Raw genomic sequence first — 15,010 nt, forward strand, 5'->3', positions numbered from 1 at the left:
GGTGAACCCAAGCTACGCGCTCAGATCAGTCAGTAGAGATAAGTCGCAGTACCAGTCGCGATCAACTCCCCGCCATCGTTGTGCAGCTCCATCCTCGACACCACCAACTTGTTCCCGGTGCGCAGTATGGAGCCGTGGCAGGTAAAGCTTTCCCCTCTGCCCGGCTTCAGGTAATCCACCCGCATATCCACGGTGCCGATCTTGGAGAGGCGCTGGATCTTTTCCTGCCAGTCGATATCCCCCAGGTGCCGGTAGGCGGCCACCAGGGCAGTGAGGCCGCCCACGGTATCCAGCGCGGTGGCGATCACGCCGCCGTGCAGGATATTTTTCCAGATGTTGCCGATCAGTTCCGGGCGCAGCTCGAAGCATGCGGAAATGGTGAGCTGCTCCAGGTCCAACTCGTGCATTTCCAGGCCGATCTGGCGGTTGAAGGGGATCTGCTCGAAAAAGCCCCGCACCAGTTCGCGAAATTCACTGGGAGACGGTTCGCTCACAGGCGCATTACCCGGTTGAGCCCGTCCAGCGCGGCACTGCGGTAGGCCTCGGCCATGGTCGGGTAATTGAAGGTGGTGTTGACGAAGAAGTCGATGGTGTTGTTCGGCGCGGGCTGTTTCATGATTGCCTGGCCGATATGGATAATCTCCGCGGCCTCGGCGCCGAAGCAGTGGATGCCGAGAATTTCATGAGTGTCGATATGGAAGAGGATCTTCAGCATCCCCACCCGCTCTCCGGAGATCTGCGCCCGCGCGGTGTGCTTGAACAGGGCGCGGCCTACTTCGTAGGGCACCTTTGCGGCGGTGAGTTCGGATTCGGTTTTACCCACGGAGGAAATTTCCGGCAGGGTGTAGATGCCGGTGGGCGCATCCTCGACCACCCGGTGGCCGCGGCCGGCGATGGCGGCGGCGACGGCGCGGCCCTGGTCGTAGGAGGCACTGGCCAGGCTGGGCCAGCCGATCACATCGCCCACTGCGTAGATGTTTTCCACCTCGGTGCAATAGTGGTCGTCCACACTCAATTGGCCGCGGTGATTGGCCTTGAGGCCGATACTGTCCAGGCCCAGGGTTTCCGTATTGCCGGAGCGGCCGTTGCACCAGAGCAATGCGTCGGCGTGAATACGTTTGCCGGACTGCATTTCCATAATCACACCGCTGTCACTGGGGACCACTTTTGCGTACTCCTCCCGGTGACGCACGGTGACGCCCATATAGCGCAGGTGGTAGCTGAGCGCATCGGAAATTTCGTCGTCGAGGAATTCCAGCAGGTGGCTGCGGGTGTTGATCAGGTCCACCTTGATACCCAGGCCGGCAAAAATCGAAGCGTATTCACAGCCGATCACCCCGGCGCCGTAAATAATGATGGCCTGGGGGGTGTGCTGCATATCCAGGATGGTGTCGCTGTCGTAGACCCTCGGGTGATCGAAATCCACATCCTCCGGGCGGTAGGGGCGTGAGCCGGTGGAGATCACGAATTTGTCCGAGGTGAGAATTTCCACGGCGCCATCCGGCAGTTGTACGCGCAGCTTGTGCGGGTCGATAAACTTCGCATCGCCGATGACCAGATCGACCTTGTTGCGAGCGTAGAAACTGGTATGCATTTCCACCTGCATGGAAATGACTTTGTTGACGCTCTTCATCACCTCGGGAAAAGTCAATCGGCGCGGCTCGCCCAGGGCGCGAAACACACTCTGGGTGTTATAGCGCATCAGCTGTTTGACCGAGTGGCGCAGGGCCTTTGAAGGAATAGTTCCCTTGTGGGTGCAGTTGCCACCCACCAGCGGGCGCTTCTCGACAACCGCAACGCGCATGCCCTTCTTCGCCGCACTCATGGCCGCCGCTTCGCCGGCGGGGCCGGAGCCGATTACTACCAGGTCAAATTTCTGCTGTGCCATCTGCAAATTCTGTTGTTATTCAATTGATGTCCCCTGTAGGAGCGGCCGTTGGCCGCGATCGGAATACAATGCCCGTATTGAAATCAGATCGCGGCCAACGGCCGCTCCTACAAAGAAATTTGGGAAACTAAATCTCTAGTGCTTTGTGGCGTCGTAGGCCAGGTCCGGGGCCTCGAGCAGGCGCTGCTGGCGCTCCTGTTCCTTTTTGCAGGCCTCGTCGTCGCCGCCGCAGATCTCGCAGCCCTCTTTCAGGCCCAGGGCGTTGAGCCCGCCGCAGGAACCTTTCAGGGGCTTGTTCTGAACGATGGCACCCAGGGCCATACCGGTGACGATCAGTGCCATGGCAATAAATGCAAAAATGAAAACTGTCACTGCTCAGACCTCTTCAGGCTCTTTAATCCAAATACGGGGTGAAAGTACTGCTGTAGCGCTCTTCGAAACCGCTATCGGTTTTAACCAGCAGGAAGACCGCGAGCTTCTCCCGCTCCGCCATCTCCAGCGCGGCTTCGGTGCCAAGCACGTTCAGCGCGGTGGCCAGACCGTCGGCCTCGGCGCAGGTATCGGCGACCACAGTGACCGACGCCAGCCGGTGCTCCAGCGGATAACCGGTGCGCGGATCTATGCTGTGCGCGTAGCGTTTGCCATCGCGCTCGTAGTAGTTGCGGTAGTCTCCACTGGTGGCCACGGATTTGCCGCTGACCGCTATCGGCTGTTGCACCGAGCGGCCGGCGGGGTCCGGTCTTTCGATACCGATGCGCCAGTCCGCGCCTTTGGGATTTTTGCCCAAGGTGCGCAGCTCGCCACCAATCTCCACCAGGTAATTGCGAATACCCTGCTCTTCCAGCAGTTGCGCCACCCTGTCCACGCCGTGGCCCTTGGCGATTGCCGATAGGTCGATTTCCACTTCGCGGCTGCGAGTGATGCGATTCGGCGCGTGCTCGACTTTCAGCGCGTCGGAACCCACGCGCTGCAGCAGTTCTTCGATCGCCGCCCTGCCCGGCACCTGCTCGGGTTCCGGCTGCGGCCCGAAGCCCCAGAGGTTCACCAGCGGCCCGACGGTTACCTCGAAGGCGCCCCCGCTGCGGCGGTGGATATCCAGGGACAGCTCCACCACCTGTGCCAGGTGTTCGCTGACCGGCACCGCCTCGCCCACCGGCCCGCGGTTGAAGCGCATCAGTTCCGAATCCTCGATATAGGTGGACATCTCCTGGTTGACGGCGCTTAGCGCGCCGTCAATAAGTGCTTGCAATTGTGCCCTGTTCACGCGTGGAGGTACGTCCACCACTGTGACGTGGTAGCTGGTGCCCATGGTGCGGCCAGAGAGCTGCCAGCTCTTCTGCGCCGGACTGCAGCCGGAAAAAAAAGCGGATATACAAAGCAAAAACAGGGCCGTTAAAAGAGACCCTGTTTTTGCATTGTTACAATTAAATTGCGCCAGCAATTTAATTATCCTCCGAAGTCATCGAGCAGGATATTGTCGTCCTCGACGCCCAGTTCCTTGAGCATATTGATCACTGCGGCGTTCATCATGGGCGGCCCGCACATGTAGTACTCGCAGTCCTCCGGCGCCGGGTGATCCCTGAGATAGTTCTCGTAGACCACGTTGTGGATAAAGCCGGTAAAGCCGCTCCAGTTGTCTTCCGGCTGCGGGTCGGACAGGGCCACATGCCACTGGAAGTTGTCGAATTCCGCCTGCAGGCCGTTGTAGTCGTCCTCGTAGAACATCTCGCGCAGGGAGCGGGCACCGTACCAGAAGCTGATTTTGCGCTTGCTGTTGAGGCGCTTGAGCTGGTCGAAAATATGCGAGCGCATCGGTGCCATGCCGGCGCCGCCTCCGATAAATACCATTTCCGCGTCGGTTTCCTTGGCGAAGAACTCGCCGAAGGGGCCGTATACACGGATTTTGTCACCGGGCTTGAGGCCGAACACGTAGGAGGACATCTGTCCCGGCGGCACACCTTCGGTACGCGGCGGCGGGGTCGCGATGCGGATGTTGAACTTCACCACACCCTTTTCTTCCGGGTAGTTGGCCATGGAGTAGGCCCGCACCACCGGCTCGGTGACCTTGGATTCCAGGTTGAAGAAACCGAAGTGCTCCCAGTCGCCACGGTACTCTTTCTCGATATCAAAATCGGAGAATTTCACGTGATGGGGTGGCGCTTCCAGCTGCACGTAACCACCCGCGCGGAAATCGACGTTCTCGCCTTCCGGCAGCTTCAGGGTCAACTCTTTGATGAAGGTGGCCACATTTGGGTTGGATTCCACAGTGCATTCCCACTGCTTCACACCGAACACCTCTTCGGGCACCTCGATTTCCATGTCCTGTTTGACCGCCACCTGGCAGGAGAGGCGCTTGCCCTCCTTCGCGTCCCGCGGGGTGAAATGCGCGGCTTCCGTAGGCAGCATATCGCCGCCGCCGGAAGTTACTTTACACACGCACTGGGCGCAGCTGCCGCCACCGCCGCAGGCGGAGGCCAGGAACAGGTTGTTGGCCGCCAGCGTCTGCAGCAGCTTACCGCCGGCGGGCACGGTGAGGGTTTTCTCACCGTTGACCAGGATGTTGACGTTGCCGGTGTTCACCAGGCGCGAGCGGGCGGCGAGGATCACCGCCACCAGTGCCAGCACGATGACGGTAAACATGGTTACGCCGAGGATAATTTCAATATTCATTCTATTGCGCTCCCCCGCTTAGATATCAATGCCGCCGAAAGACATAAAGCCCAGCGACATCAGCCCCACAGTGACGAAGGTGATGCCCAGGCCCTTGAGGCCGTCGGGCACGTCACTGTATTTCATCCGCTCGCGGATACCGGCCAGTGCAGCAATCGCCAGCGCCCAGCCGAGGCCGGCGCCGAAGCCGTAGGCCACACTCTCGCCGAAGTTGTATTCCCGCTCCACCATGAACAGGGATGCCCCCATGATGGCGCAGTTCACAGTGATCAGCGGCAGGAACACCCCGAGGGCGTTGTAGAGCGCGGGAACGTATTTATCCAGGAACATTTCCAGGATCTGCACCAGCGCGGCGATCACGCCAATATAGGACAGCAGGCCGAGGAAACTCAGGTCCACATCCGGGAAACCGGCCCAGGCCAGCGCACCGTCCTTGAGCAGATAGGTATAGATCAGGTTGTTGACCGGCACCGTCAGGGTCAGCACCACAATCACCGCCACGCCCAGGCCCACGGCCGCCTCGATTTTCTTGGACACCGCCAGGAAAGTACACATACCGAGGAAGAAGGCCAGCGCCATGTTTTCAACGAAAACGGCGCGAATAATCAGCGAAATAAAATGTTCCACGAATCAGGCCTCCTGTGCTTGCGGCTGTAGAGGTTGCGGCTGTGCGGGTTGAGAGTTGGGCGCGATCTTGAACTCATCCTCTTCCACCTGCTTGGGTTTCCAGGTGCGCAGCGCCCAGATAAACAGGCCGATCAGGAAGAAGGCGCTGGGCGGCAGCAGCAGCAGGCCGTTGGGCACATACCAGCCACCCTCGTTCACCGACTGCATGATACTCACGCCGAGCAGCTTGCCCGACCCGAACAACTCGCGGACGATGGCGAGGCCGATCAGGATGACGCTGTAGCCCAGGCCGTTGCCGATGCCGTCGAGGAAGCTGGGCAGCGGGGGGTTCTTCATCGCGAAGGCTTCCGCGCGGCCCATCACGATACAGTTGGTGATGATCAGGCCGACGAATACCGACAACTGCTTGGAGATGTCGTAGGCCACCGCCTTGATCACCTGGTCCACCAGGATTACCAGCGATGCGATCACGGTCATCTGCACAATGATGCGGATGCTGTTCGGGATCTGGCTGCGGATCATGGACACCGCCATGTTGGAAAAGGCCACTACGCTGGTGAGTGCGATACACATGACCAGGGTGACCTGCAGCGAGCTGGTCACCGCCAGCGCGGAGCAGATGCCGAGGATCTGCAGCGCAATGGGGTTGTTGTTGAAAATCGGCTCGAACAGTATTTCTGTCTTTTTCATTGCTTATGCCTCCCCCGCCTTGAGATTTTTCAGGAAGGGACCGAAGCCCTCGCTGCCCAACCAGAAGTTGACCAGGTTCTCCACACCGTTGCTTGTCAGGGTGGCGCCGGACAGGCCGTCCACCTGGTGCTCAGCTTGGGGGCTGTTGGGATTGACGCTGCCTTTGATCACGTCGAGATCCACCCTGCCCTCGTCGTCGTAGACGACCTTGCCGGCCCACTGGGCTTTCCAGTTGGGATTGTCCACCTCGCCGCCCAACCCGGGGGTTTCCTTGTGTTCATAGAAACCCAGGCCGGCGACCGTCTTGAGGTCGCTCTCCAGGGCGAGAAAGCCGAAGAGAGTTCCCCAGAGACCGTAGCCGCGCACCGGCAGAATGATCCTCTGCAGTTCGCCGTCCCGCTCCACCAGGTACACCTCCTTGATGTTTTCCCGGCGGATGATCTTGGCCCTGTCCTCCTCGGGCGGCAGTTTTTCGCTGGCCGCCGGAATCTTGGACGCGGCGCGGCCGCTACCGCCCTCGGGCGCGTCATCGGTGAACTTGCCGGTTCTCAGGTCCACGTACTTGATAGTCACGTTTTCGAAAGTTTTTTCGACTTCCGCCGCGCTGGCGTGGGGGTCCTGGAGCAGGCCACCGGCCATCAGCACGTTGCGCTTCATATCCAGCGCCGCATTGGCCTGCTGGGCCGGCTTCAACAGTACCGCAGCGGTGGAAACCACCACCGAACACACCAGGCACATCACCAGGGCAACCGTCAGGGTGCCTTTAACAGAATCTTTATTAGCCACGTGCCAACCTCCGTTTGATATGGGACTGCACCACAAAGTGGTCAAACAGCGGCGCGAACAGGTTGGCGAACAGGATCGCCAGCATCATGCCCTCCGGGAAGGCCGGATTCACTACGCGGATCAGTACGCACATCACCCCGATCAGGATGCCGTACCACCAGCGGCCGGCGTCCGTCATGGCGGCGGATACCGGGTCGGTGGTCATAAAGACCAGGCCGAAGGCGAAACCGCCCACCACCAGGTGCCAGTACCAGGGTACGTTGAACATCGGGTTGGTGTCGGAGCCGATAAAGTTGAACAGGGTCGCGGTGGCCATCATACCCAGCATGGTGCCGGCGATGATGCGCCAGCTGGCGATCTTCATGAACAACAGGACGGCGCCGGCGATCAGGATCGCCAGGGTCGAGGTCTCGCCGATGGAGCCCTGCATACTGCCGAAGAAGGCGTCCAGCCAGGTCAACTGGCCCCCGGCCAAACCGCCGGTACCCACCAGGCCACCTTGAATGCCCTCACTGGCCATCGAAGACAGCGCGGTAGCGCCGGTGTAGCCGTCAACCGCGGTCCACACCGCATCGCCGGACATGGACGCCGGGTAGGCAAAGAAGAGGAAGGCTCGGCCGGTCAGCGCGGGGTTGAGGAAGTTCTTGCCGGTACCGCCAAACACTTCCTTGCCGATCACCACGCCGAAGCTGATGCCCATGGCCACCATCCATAGCGGCAGGTCCGGGGGACAGGCCAGCGCGAACAGGATGGAGGTAACGAAGAAGCCCTCGTTCACCTCGTGGCCGCGCACAGCGGCGAAGAGCACTTCCCAGATACCGCCGACGATAAAGGTCACGGCGTAGATGGGCAGGAAGTACATGGCCCCGTACACCAGGTTGTCCCACAGACTGTCGGGGTTGTAACCGGCCAGAGCACCGATGATCGCGTGGCGCCAACCGGTAAGCTCCGGATTGGCCATGCCTTCGATAATGGTGTTGGCCTGGAAGCCCAGGTTCCACATGCCGTAGAACATGGGGATCATGGCGCAGGCCCAGACGGTGATCATGATCCGCTTGAGATCGATACCGTCGCGCACATGGGCGGTGGTTTTGGTGGTGTCCGCCGGCTGGAACAGGCCGGTGTCCACCGCCTCGTAGAGGGCATACCACTTTTCAAATCTGCCGCCCTTGTGGAACTGCGGCTCGATGGAATCGAGAAATTTGCGCAACATCCTTAACCCTCCTTCTCAATACGGGTGAGGTTGTCCCGCAAAATGGGGCCGTATTCGTACTTGCCCGGGCACACGAAGGTGCACAGTGCCAGGTCTTCTTCGTCCAGCTCCAGCGCGCCCAGCTGCTGGGCGGCATGGGTATCGCCGACGATCAGCGCGCGCAGCAGTTGGGTTGGCAGGATATCCAGGGGCACCACACGCTCGTAGGTACCGATGGGCATCAGTGCGCGTTCGGAACCGTTGGTGCTGGTGGTGAAGGAGAACTTCCGGTTTTTGAACAGGCGGGAGAAATAGATGGGCAGTATCGAAAAGCGCTTGGTGCCGGCACGCATATAGTGCAGGAACGGGCGTTCGCGGCCCTCCTGCAACACGGTCACCTGGTTGTGGTAGCGGCCCAGGTAGCCGAGGGGGCCCTGGGCGGTGCGGCCGCCAAATACGGAGCCGGAGACGATACGGTTGTCGTCCCCCTCGATCTCGCCGACAGTCAGTTCGTCCAGGCAGGCGCCCAGGCGAGTGCGCAGCAGGCGGGGATTCTTCACCCGCGGGCCGCCCAGGGCGACGATGCGGTCGGTATACAGCCGGCCGGTGGTGAACAGCTCCCCAACCGCAATCACGTCCTGGTAGTTGACCGCAAACACGCTGCGGCCGGGTTTGACCGGCTTGAGGAAGTGGATATGAGTACCGGAAAGGCCCGCAGGGTGCGGGCCAGAGAAGGTTTCGCGGCGGATATTGGCCGCCTCGGGTACCGGGATATCCGCGTCCGGCGCGGTGCACACATAGGTAGTGTCCGCCAGCCTGGACAGGACTTTCACCCCCCGGGTGAAGGCGTCGCGCTGCTCGGCGATCACCACTGCCGGGTCCGCGGCCAGCGGGTTGGTGTCCATGGCGTTGATGAAGATGGCCTCGGGCTCGGCGTCCAGGGCCGGCACCTTGCTGAAGGGGCGGGTGCGCAGCGCGGTCCACAGGCCGGACTCCACCAGGTTCTGCCGCACCTGCTCGGCGCTCAGGGCGGTGAGTTGATCGGCGCTGTAGCTGGCGAACTGCTCCGCCTCGTCGCCATCGATCTCGATCACCACCGATTGCAGTACGCGGCGGGCGCCGCGCTCAATGGCTTTGACACGCCCCGCGGCCGGCGCGGTGTAGCGCACGCCCTCGGTTTTCTTGTCAGTAAACAGCAGCTGTCCGAGTTTGACGCTATCCCCCTCCGCCACCGCCATGGTCGGCTTCATCCCGTGGTAATCGGGGCCGAGCACAGCGACGGTTTTGAGCGCAGGACCATCGTGAATGACCTGCTCGGGCGCGCCGGATATGGGTAAATCCAATCCCCGACGGATCTTTCTCATACGCCTATGCCTAAGTTTCTAGTTTAAAAATTGTGCAGGAATTCTTGTGCTGCGAGGGCTTAAGCCGTTTGAACCCCGGGTCGGGTGAGGAGAGAACTTCTCGGCGCACGGCGGCCCCGCCAAAATCGCGCGCATTATATAGACGGGCCTGGGGGTTTACCAGAGTAGGAGTGGCCGAATCGGCCGGGCGGACGGAGATTTTTGCTGGAAAAACAGGGATTTGGAATCGCCGGGAGCGCCGAGCCCCGGCTCGGCATGTGCGGGCCCTCTCCGCGCTGAAATCAGCATTGAAGCGGCCCTACTGCCGGGGGCTGTTTGCGGGACACGCTGTGAATACATCCCTGTACGCTCTCCACGGCCATCCATGGCCGCAGAAGGTCCCGCAGGGCCTTCGCATTGCGCCTGGTCGTATTGATCGAGTTCGGGACCCCGCCCTGTAGGAGCGGCCGTTGGCCGCGATCCGAGCCCGATCGCGACCAACGGCCGCTCCTACAAGTGCACAATCATCGCGGGTCCGAAGGGCGGATAAGCGCAGCGAAATTCCGGCAAAAACGGAGCTGAAACTCCGCGCTCGTCCCCTGCACCTTAATCCCGCTCGGGAAACACCTTGTACTTGACCCCGGCCATATCCTCCAGGCAGCGCACCACTTGGCAGCTGTAACCGAACTCGTTGTCGTACCAGCAGTAGAGCACCGCGTTGTCGCCGTCGACGATAGTAGCGATGGAATCGAACACGCAGGCGCGGCGGGAGCCGACGAAATCACAGGAGACCACTTCCGGCGAGTTGGTGTAATCGATCTGCTGGCGCAGCGGCGAGTGCAGGGCCACCTCGCGGATATAGTCGTTCAACTCTTCCTTGTTGGTCTCCCGGCCCAGGCGCAGGTTGAGGATTGCCATGGACACATTGGGCGTGGGCACGCGGATGGCGTTACCGGTCAGCCTGCCCTTCAGCTCCGGCAGCGCCTTGGCCACGGCCTTGGCCGCGCCCGTCTCGGTGAGCACCATGTTCAGCGCGGCCGCGCGGCCGCGGCGCTCACCCTTGTGGTAGTTGTCGATCAGGTTCTGGTCGTTGGTATAGGAGTGCACTGTCTCCACGTGGCCGTGCTCCACGCCGAAGCCGTCCATCATTGTCTTGAGCACTGGCACAATGGCATTGGTGGTGCAGGAGGCCGCGGAAAGGATACGGTCCTTCGGCTGGATGTCGCCGTGGTTGATGCCGTAGACGATATTCTTGATATCGCCCTTGCCCGGCGCGGTGAGCAGCACCTTGGCCGCGCCCCTGCTCTCCAGGTGCTGGCTGAGTCCGGCTTCGTCGCGCCATACGCCGGTACTGTCGACGACGATGGCATCGCGGATACCGTACTGGGTGTAGTCCACTTCCTGCGGGGATTTGGCGTAGATCATCTTGATCTCGTTGCCGTTGCAGATCAGCGAACTGGTGTCCTCGTCGACGCGGATGGTGCCCTTGAAGGCGCCGTGCACCGAGTCGCGGCGCAGCAGCGAGGCGCGCTTGACCAGGTCGTTATCCGCGTTGCCCTTGCGCAGCACGATGGCACGAAGACGCAGCACGTCGCCGCTGCCGGCCTTCTCGATCAGCAAGCGCGCCACCAGGCGGCCGATGCGGCCGAAACCGTAGATCACCACATCCTGAGCCTGCGGCAGCGGCTTGCCGGCGCCCTCGGCATCCGCCAGCTCCCCGCGGACGAACTCGTCCACAGACAGGCCGCGATCGTCGAGCATGTATTTGTTGGTCAGGGTGCCCAGGTCGATATGCACCGGCCCCAGGTCCAGCTTGCAGATGGCCTCCAGCACCGGGAAGGTCTCCCACTCCGAGAGTTCGTTCTCCTCGACCTGCCGCACGAAGCGGTGCGCTTTCATGATGGTCAGCACGGAGCGGTTGACCAGGTTGCGGCCGTACATATACATACCGACGTTGCGCTCGCGATTGAGCTTGCCAATCATCGGGATCATGGATTCGGCCAGCGCTTCGCGCTCTTTCCAGTCCTTGAAAAAGTCCGCGGGCTTGGGTCGCTTCTGGGTCACTGTCAGACACCTCTGCTTGTGTTTGGTAGGCGGGAAAACGCGGCTGCCAGACGGGCTGGAGACCGCGTGGCTGCGCATTATCAGCATACACTCCAGGGGGCGCAACCGAGCAAAAAATCACCCGAAATCTGTAGTTTTACTACCGAAATTCAGGACTGGAATCGGGGAATCCAACAGCTCCTGCAAGGGGAGGTTTTCCCCGGTACAATAGCCTCCTTTTTTACCATCAGCTGTGTTGATAAATCCTCAATGACCCTAGCAGACCCCTTGTCCCCGCCCGGATTTCGCTCTTCCAGTGACCGCCAGTTCTGGGGGCAGCTGCACGGCGGAGCCGCCGCGCTGGCCATTCTCAACGCCGCGCGAAACAACTCCGCCCCCACCCTGCTGGTGGCCCGCGACAGCCTGGAAGCGCACCGGCTGGAAGCGCAGCTGAAATTTTTTAACAAAAATGCGCGGGGTGGCGAACTGGAGATTGCCCAGTTCCCGGACTGGGAAATACTGCCCTACGACACCTTCTCCCCCCACCAGGACATCATCTCCGACCGCCTGGCCACACTCTATCGCCTGCCGCGGATGGGGCGCGGTATTGTGATAGCTCCGGTGAGCACACTGATGCACCGGCTGCCGCCTCCGGAATATGTGGCCGGCAACGCGCTGCTGCTGCGCGAGGGCCAGCTGTTCGCCATCGACACCCAGCGCCGCCTGCTGGAGCAGGCCGGCTACCACTGCGTGGACACGGTCTACGAGCACGGCGAATTCGCCGTGCGCGGCGCGCTGATGGATATCTACCCCATGGGCAGCCGCCTGCCCTACCGCATCGACCTGTTCGACGACGAAATCGAATCCCTGCGCACCTTCGATCCGGAGACCCAGCGCACGGTCGACAAGGTGGAGGAAATCCACCTGCTGCCCGCTCGGGAATTTCCCATGCACAAGGCGGCGCTGGCGGAGTTCCTGCAAAACTGGCACGGCGAGTTCGACGGCGATCCCAGCCTGGTTTCCATTTACCAGGACATCAGCGCCGGCATTGCGCCCGCGGGCATCGAGTACTACCTGCCGCTGTTTTTCCCGGGCAAATGTGTCGGTTTATTCGATTACCTGCCGAAAAGCAGCGTCGCTTTTCTGCAGGGGGATATTCAGCCGGCGGTGGAAAATTTCTGGCGGGAGGTGGACAACCGCTACCAGAGCCGATGTGGCGACCTGAGCCGCCCGATCCTGAAACTCCGCCAAATCCTGCTGGAGGTGGCCGAGTTCAACGCTGCGCTCAAGTCCATGCCCCGTGCAATCTTCTCCGAAGAGACATTGCCGCAGGCCCAGGGCAATCACAATTTCGCCGCGGAAATCCCCCCGAAACTACCGGTAGATGGAAAATCGGAACAACCACTGGCGGCACTGGAAAGCCACCTGATGGAATATTCGGGCAGGGTGCTTTTCTGTGCGGAGAGCGACGGCCGGCGCGAGGCGCTGCTGGAATTGCTGAACGGCATCCGCCTGCAACCCGCCCAGTTCAAAAGCTGGAGCGAGTTTCTCGACAGCGGAGAAAATTTCGGAATTACCGTGGCGCCGCTGGACCAGGGGTTGGTACTGAACACACCTGCGATCAGCGTGGTCGCCGAGCCGCAGCTGTTCGGCGAGCGGGTTTTACAGCAGCGTCGCCGCAAGAAGGCCAAGGACGATGCCGAAAACGTGGTGAAAAACCTGGCGGAACTGCGCATCGGCTCACCGGTGGTACATATCGATCACGGCGTGGGCCGCTACCGGGGCCTGCAGCATTTGGATATCGACGGCCAGCCCGCGGAATTCCTCACCCTGGAATATGCGGACCAGGCAAAGCTCTATGTCCCAGTGGCCAACCTGCACCTGATCAGCCGCTACTCCGGCGCCGACGAGGCCCTGGCACCGCAGCACAGGCTGGGCAGCGAACAGTGGCAGAAGGCCAAGCGCAGGGCCGCGGAAAAAGTGCGCGACGCCGCCGCCGAACTTCTGGATATCTACGCCCGCCGGGAAGCGCGCCGGGGCCATGCCTTCGCCGATCCCGGTCTCGCCTACCGCGAGTTCGCCGCCGGCTTTCCCTTTGAGGAGACCCCGGACCAACAGCAGACCATCGAGGCGGTGGTGGCGGATATGCTGTCGGAAAAACCCATGGACAGGCTCGTTTGCGGCGATGTGGGTTTCGGCAAGACCGAGGTGGCCATGCGCGCGGCCTTCGTCGCCGCCCACGCCGGCAAGCAGGTGGCCATGCTGGTGCCCACCACCCTGCTCGCCCAGCAGCATTACCAGTCGTTCCAGGACCGCTTCGCCGACTGGCCGGTGCAGATCGAAGTGATTTCGCGTTTTCGCGACCGCAAGGAGATCGACACCGTCAAAGACAAGGTTGCCAGCGGCAAAGTGGATATCCTGATCGGCACCCACAAACTGTTACAGAGCGATCTGGACTTCAAGAACCTGGGCCTGCTGCTTATCGACGAGGAGCACCGCTTCGGCGTGCGCCAGAAGGAGCGGCTGAAAAGCCTGCGCGCCGAGGTGGATATCCTCACCCTCACCGCCACACCGATTCCGCGCACATTGAATATGGCCATGGCGGGCATTCGCGACCTGTCAGTGATTGCCACCCCGCCGGCGCGACGGCTGTCGGTCAAGACCTTTGTGCGCGAGCGGGACGACGCACTGATAAAAGAAGCGGTCCTGCGCGAAATCCTGCGCGGCGGCCAGGTTTATTTCCTGCACAACGAAGTGAAGAGCATCGAGCGCATTGCCCGCGAGCTGGAGGAACTGATTCCCGAGGCGCGTATCGGTATCGGCCACGGACAGATGCGTGAGCGCGAGCTGGAACAGGTGATGGGCGACTTCTACCACAAACGTTTCAACGTGCTTGTGTGCACCACCATTATCGAAACCGGCATCGACGTACCCAACGCCAACACCATCCTGATCGAGCGCGCCGACAAGTTCGGCCTGGCCCAGTTGCACCAGCTCCGCGGCCGTGTGGGCCGCTCCCACCACCAGGCCTACGCCTACCTGCTCACACCGAACAAGCGGGCGATGACCGCCGACGCGGTCAAACGCCTGGAGGCCATCAGCGAAGCCCAGGACCTGGGCGCCGGCTTTACCCTGGCCACCCACGACCTGGAGATCCGCGGCGCCGGCGAATTGCTGGGCGAGGAGCAGAGCGGACAGATTCAGAGCGTGGGCTTCAACCTCTATATGGAGATGCTCGACCATGCCGTAAAGGCGATCCGCGAGGGCCGCACGCCGAACATCGACGAACCTCTGGAGTCCCCTGCGGTGGAGGTGAACCTGCGGGTGCCGGCGCTGATCCCCGAGGACTATTTGCCGGACGTGCACGGCCGGCTGATGATGTACAAGCGCATCGCCAATGCGGCCGACCCCAGGGAGCTCCGGGAGCTGCAGGTGGAGATGATCGACCGCTTCGGGCTGCTGCCGGAGCAGGTCAAACACCTGTTTCGCAGTACCGAGATCAAGCTGCAGGCCAACAATATGGGCATCCGCAAGCTGGAAGCCTCCGCGGCTCGCGGGCGCATCGAGTTCGCGGACAACACCCGGGTGGACCCGCTCACCCTGGTCAAGATGGTGCAGACCGAGCCCGGCCGCTACCAGCTCCAGGGCGCCAACCAGCTCAGTTTCACCCTGGATGAGGACGGGGCCGACGGACGGCTGCAACAGGTGGCCGGAGTGTTGGAGCGGCTGGGTCGATGATACTATCGCCCCGGGAGCGCGGAGCTCCAGCTC

12 protein-coding genes are annotated in these 15,010 nt (G+C 61.6%); 1 reads left to right on the forward strand and 11 read right to left on the reverse strand.

The window, feature by feature from the left end; all coding sequences use genetic code 11:
• Positions 1-29 precede the first annotated feature (29 nt).
• The 11 genes from FHS09_RS11110 to FHS09_RS11160 form a co-directional block, all read right to left on the reverse strand.
• Entirely contained in the window at positions 30-494 is a 465-nt protein-coding gene (locus FHS09_RS11110) for a thioesterase family protein (RefSeq protein WP_183459799.1), read from the reverse strand.
• Positions 491-1,888, reverse strand: coding sequence for a Si-specific NAD(P)(+) transhydrogenase (sthA, locus tag FHS09_RS11115; RefSeq protein WP_183459801.1), 1,398 nt, complete (start codon positions 1,886-1,888; stop codon positions 491-493). Before sthA ends, FHS09_RS11110 begins: the two co-directional genes overlap by 4 nt.
• A gap of 135 nt (positions 1,889-2,023) precedes the next feature.
• Positions 2,024-2,260, reverse strand: a complete 237-nt coding sequence (gene nqrM, locus FHS09_RS11120; RefSeq protein WP_183459803.1) for a (Na+)-NQR maturation NqrM — start codon at positions 2,258-2,260, stop codon at positions 2,024-2,026.
• Positions 2,261-2,282: 22 nt separating this feature from the next.
• On the reverse strand, positions 2,283-3,269 hold the full coding sequence (locus FHS09_RS11125; RefSeq protein WP_246394867.1) for an FAD:protein FMN transferase: 987 nt from the start codon (positions 3,267-3,269) through the stop codon (positions 2,283-2,285).
• 65 nt (positions 3,270-3,334) lie between these two features.
• The gene (nqrF, locus tag FHS09_RS11130; RefSeq protein WP_183459807.1) at positions 3,335-4,558 is read right to left on the reverse strand and encodes an NADH:ubiquinone reductase (Na(+)-transporting) subunit F; all 1,224 of its coding nucleotides are present in this window, start codon (positions 4,556-4,558) and stop codon (positions 3,335-3,337) included.
• Positions 4,559-4,576: 18 nt separating this feature from the next.
• The gene (gene nqrE, locus FHS09_RS11135; protein ID WP_183459809.1) at positions 4,577-5,185 is read right to left on the reverse strand and encodes an NADH:ubiquinone reductase (Na(+)-transporting) subunit E; all 609 of its coding nucleotides are present in this window, start codon (positions 5,183-5,185) and stop codon (positions 4,577-4,579) included.
• A 3-nt stretch (positions 5,186-5,188) separates the two neighbouring features.
• The gene (locus FHS09_RS11140; protein WP_183459811.1) at positions 5,189-5,875 is read right to left on the reverse strand and encodes an NADH:ubiquinone reductase (Na(+)-transporting) subunit D; all 687 of its coding nucleotides are present in this window, start codon (positions 5,873-5,875) and stop codon (positions 5,189-5,191) included.
• Positions 5,876-5,878: 3 nt separating this feature from the next.
• Positions 5,879-6,661: a Na(+)-translocating NADH-quinone reductase subunit C gene (locus FHS09_RS11145; protein ID WP_183459813.1), complete on the reverse strand. Its 783-nt coding sequence runs from the start codon at positions 6,659-6,661 to the stop codon at positions 5,879-5,881.
• The gene (locus tag FHS09_RS11150; protein WP_183459815.1) at positions 6,654-7,874 is read right to left on the reverse strand and encodes an NADH:ubiquinone reductase (Na(+)-transporting) subunit B; all 1,221 of its coding nucleotides are present in this window, start codon (positions 7,872-7,874) and stop codon (positions 6,654-6,656) included. The genes FHS09_RS11145 and FHS09_RS11150 overlap by 8 nt, the downstream gene beginning before the upstream one ends.
• A 2-nt stretch (positions 7,875-7,876) precedes the next feature.
• Positions 7,877-9,217 (reverse strand): Na(+)-translocating NADH-quinone reductase subunit A, encoded by a 1,341-nt coding sequence (locus FHS09_RS11155; RefSeq protein ID WP_183459817.1) that lies wholly within the window; start codon positions 9,215-9,217, stop codon positions 7,877-7,879.
• 585 nt (positions 9,218-9,802) lie between these two features.
• On the reverse strand, positions 9,803-11,266 hold the full coding sequence (locus FHS09_RS11160) for a glyceraldehyde-3-phosphate dehydrogenase (protein ID WP_246394930.1): 1,464 nt from the start codon (positions 11,264-11,266) through the stop codon (positions 9,803-9,805).
• A gap of 243 nt (positions 11,267-11,509) precedes the next feature.
• Here FHS09_RS11160 and mfd point away from each other — a divergent pair, with 243 nt between their 5' ends.
• Positions 11,510-14,977, forward strand: coding sequence for a transcription-repair coupling factor (gene mfd, locus FHS09_RS11165; RefSeq protein ID WP_183459819.1), 3,468 nt, complete (start codon positions 11,510-11,512; stop codon positions 14,975-14,977).
• Positions 14,978-15,010 lie beyond the last annotated feature (33 nt).

This window comes from Microbulbifer rhizosphaerae (assembly GCF_014191725.1).
GTDB classification, from domain to species: Bacteria; Pseudomonadota; Gammaproteobacteria; order Pseudomonadales; family Cellvibrionaceae; genus Microbulbifer; species Microbulbifer rhizosphaerae.

What these genes read in the sequence shown, in the direction of transcription:
- sthA (WP_183459801.1), bottom strand. Translation starts at nt 1,888, where the DNA reads ATGGCACAGCAGAAATTTGACCTGGTAGTAATCGGCTCCGGCCCCGCC.
- nqrF (WP_183459807.1), bottom strand. Translation starts at nt 4,558, where the DNA reads ATGAATATTGAAATTATCCTCGGCGTAACCATGTTTACCGTCATCGTG.
- FHS09_RS11140 (WP_183459811.1), bottom strand. Translation starts at nt 5,875, where the DNA reads ATGAAAAAGACAGAAATACTGTTCGAGCCGATTTTCAACAACAACCCC.
- FHS09_RS11150 (WP_183459815.1), bottom strand. Translation starts at nt 7,874, where the DNA reads ATGTTGCGCAAATTTCTCGATTCCATCGAGCCGCAGTTCCACAAGGGC.
- FHS09_RS11155 (WP_183459817.1), bottom strand. Translation starts at nt 9,217, where the DNA reads ATGAGAAAGATCCGTCGGGGATTGGATTTACCCATATCCGGCGCGCCC.
- mfd (WP_183459819.1), top strand. Translation starts at nt 11,510, where the DNA reads ATGACCCTAGCAGACCCCTTGTCCCCGCCCGGATTTCGCTCTTCCAGT.